This is a genomic window from Bacteroidota bacterium (assembly GCA_013360915.1).
In the GTDB taxonomy this organism is placed as follows: domain Bacteria; phylum Bacteroidota; class JABWAT01; order JABWAT01; family JABWAT01; genus JABWAT01.
This window is the reverse complement of record JABWAT010000040.1, coordinates 1-3,243: the sequence shown is the minus strand read 5'-3', so window position 1 is coordinate 3,243 and position 3,243 is coordinate 1. Positions and strand designations below refer to the sequence as shown.

At 49.2% G+C, this 3,243-nt stretch carries 2 protein-coding genes; both read right to left on the bottom strand.

Annotated features, from left to right (window positions below; all coding sequences use genetic code 11):
• On the bottom strand, nucleotides 1-2,407 hold a 2,407-nt coding region (locus HUU10_15660), incomplete at its 3' end, for a hypothetical protein (protein NUQ83039.1).
• Between the two features lie 580 nt (nucleotides 2,408-2,987).
• Nucleotides 2,988-3,243: T9SS type A sorting domain-containing protein (locus HUU10_15655; GenBank protein NUQ83038.1), on the bottom strand; the 256-nt coding region annotated here is incomplete at its 5' end.

Genomic DNA, 3,243 nt, shown 5'->3' with positions numbered 1-3,243 from the left:
CCGGTGAATAGCTGAAAGCTCCGTCGGTATCGACTTGTTTCAGGCGGTAGGATGCTTTTCCGGAAACCGCTGCATCGATGAAGGAATACGACTGCGGATGGTTGGTGGTTCCCTTACCAGCAACGAAGCCGAGGGAAGTCCAGTTACCGGTGGTTTTTCTTTCCACTTCAAATCCGGCATTGTTCTGCTCGGTTTTGGTGGACCAGACCAGTTTTACACCGGAGCTGAAAGATGCCGCTGAAAAGCCGGAAAGCTCAACGGGAAGCGGAGCCGACCCATCGGTGATGGTATAACTGCCAAAGGTCGTCTGACCGGCGATTAGCACCGAGCGGGAAGAATAATCGCCAAACTCCAGCGGTTCCCAGGTTTCGCCGGCATTGGATGATTTGTATAAAACGCCATCCGTCAGGTTTTTGCCGTTATCATCCGCAGCAAGCCAGGAAAAAGTCAAATCGCGTCCGCTGACCGGAGGCAAAGTGGATGAAATGGTGTACTGCCGGGCAATGCCGTCATTACCACCCACCGACACGATCCCGGCGGATCCGGTTTTGCGGGTGATGGTGACCGTTCCCAGGCTATCCGTTCCGGCTGCAATGGACAAACCGATGGCACCCATGGTTGATGAACCGGTTCCGATTTTTTTAACCATGTTTACCGTTCCGATAATTTTATTGGTCTCGGTCTGCCCGATGATAGACGGACTGTTAGCTGTGAAAAACGTAATGGGGCTGGTTCCGGCGTTCAGACTTCCATCCGTGAGGGTGATTCCGCCACCGTTCGGATTTCCAACATGCAGGTGAGTAGAAAGCAACTGAACACCCGCCGCGTTGGCCACCGTTAACCGGAACAGATAAATGGCGTTATCATTTCCTGAAATGGTTTGTGCTGTGTTGCCATTCATGACAACCGTGATTCTGCTTGATGCGGATGATGAAAACACCACAGTCCCTTGCACATTCATGGTCTGACCCACATTCACCGTGGTAAACGGAGAAGCAGATGCACCTTCAAAATTCGTCAGATCGATCAGGGCAAAATTGCCGGTTACGGTAGTTAATCCGCCAGCCATGACTTTTGAAGCGTTTGAAAGATACAAGTCCCCGTAAGTGTAGGCCGGAATGATGGTGGTCCCTGTGTAAGCCGTGTATGAAACGATACTGCTGGCGGAAATAGTCCCAAGTGTGTGAGTGATGGTGGAATTATTCACTTCCAGGAAGGAATTTGCTTCCAGATCAATCACACCGGAAACGGTGTAGGGAGATGGAATGGTAAATCCGGCAGAATTGGCGCTGAGGACGATTCTGGATCCTTCCCCATCCACCACCCAATCTCCATTCAGGTAACCATAGGGAGCGGCAGTCCTGCCATACTGAACCACATACCAGGTGTACGGTTCACTGAAGCCGCTGATGGCATCGCCTGTACTGTCTGCTTTGGTATTCCAGTTAACCGCATCGTTCAGATAGGTGAACACTTCCCCGCCACGGTGAGAATAGACTTTAACGTAGGCGGTCCCTGTCGTATAGACTGGCTTTGAGGTGGCACCAACCGAGGTGACCATAATGGAATCCGAGTAAAGTCCTTTTACTTCCGGAGTCCACCGGAAATCAATGGATGTCGGATCCACCGTTCCACCGGAATGAAACAGAACAATAGCCTCTGAATTGAATTCATCTTCACCCACACGGCCTTCTACTCCTGTGGGGAACACGATCATGATATCATCGGTCAGATCAGATCCGGAAACCGTCACTGAATACACGGATGAGATCATGCCCACTTCCACTGTTCCCAGCGACTGACTGCCCGAAGACAGCGTGATCAGAGAACCACCGGCCACCTCGCCGGTAAGAACCACATCGTCAATACGAAACGATTGCGTACCGGATTTGATCCACCGGATACTGAGATTACTGACTTGTGCACCTGCCGGCAAATCCAAATTACTGACGTGGTACCAACCCGCTATTGCATTTGCTGCGGGCAAAGTGGGAACCACAGCCGTCCATGTGGTGCCATTTGTTGACCATTCCACGACAAACGTTCCATTGGCTGATGCACTTTCCTTGCGGTACCCGAAGCTCAGTTTCAGGTTGGTATAGGTGCTGGTATTGATCCCGGCTATGGAAAAACCACGGTCACCAGACAAACTCGTAAAAAAAACATTGGCACCACCAGAAGCACCGGTATATCCGGAGGAGGCACTGGTTGTCCGTATTTCCGCCGGGTTGGCAGCACCGCCATCAGACATCGTGAAGTCATCATTATCAAACCCGTTACCAGATTCATGAGTGGCGATGGCCGTTGTTCCACCGACCGTTCCCATGGTTTCTGAAAAAATCGTGACCTGTGAGAATGCCACCGAACTGATGGCAAGCAGGAAACACGTGGTTATCAATCGATTCATTGGAGCTCCTTTTATTGTAAACTGATTTTTCTTTGAAAGGCATTTAAACGCAAAGACAGCTAAGAACTCGCAAAGACGCAGTGATTTAATTATTGAAAACCAAAAAAGCCTTTGCGTTCTCTTGTATTTAACCTTTGCGTTCTTTGCGTGCACCGTTTTTACCGCAGAGACAACAGAGGATTCGCAAAGACCGCTGAGTTTCCTGTATTGAAAACCAAAAAAGCCTTTGCGTTCTCTTGTATTTAACCTTGGCGCCTTTGCGTTGAAACACATTTAAACGCAAAGACAGCAAAGAATTCGCAAAGGACGCAGTGATTTAATTATGGAAAACCAAAAACCCTTTGCGTTCTCATGTATTTAACCTTGGCGCCTTTGCGTTAAAACGCATTTAAACGCAAGGACAGCAAAGAATTCGCAAAGGACGCAGTGATTTAATTATTGAAAACCAAAAACCTTTGCGTTCTCTGCGTGAACCGTTTTTACCGCAGAGACAACAGAGGAAAGCAAAGGTCGCTAAGTTTCAAGTATTGAAAACTAATAATTCTTTGCGTCTCTGCGCCTTTGCGTACATATTAAGCATTTACTTCGTCAGCAGCATCGACCGGGTTACCGTCTGATTTCCAGCCTGGATGCGGTAGATATAGACCCCGCTGCTGAGTCCGGCGGCGTTGAAGGACACCGATTTCTCACCAGCGGTTAATTTACCATTCACCAGTTCAGCCACACGCTGACCCAACACGTTAAACACCGATACAGTTACCTGCATCTCAGCCGGCAGATTGAATTTAATCACGGTAGCCGGATTGAACGGATTCGGGTAGTTACCCAGCACTTCG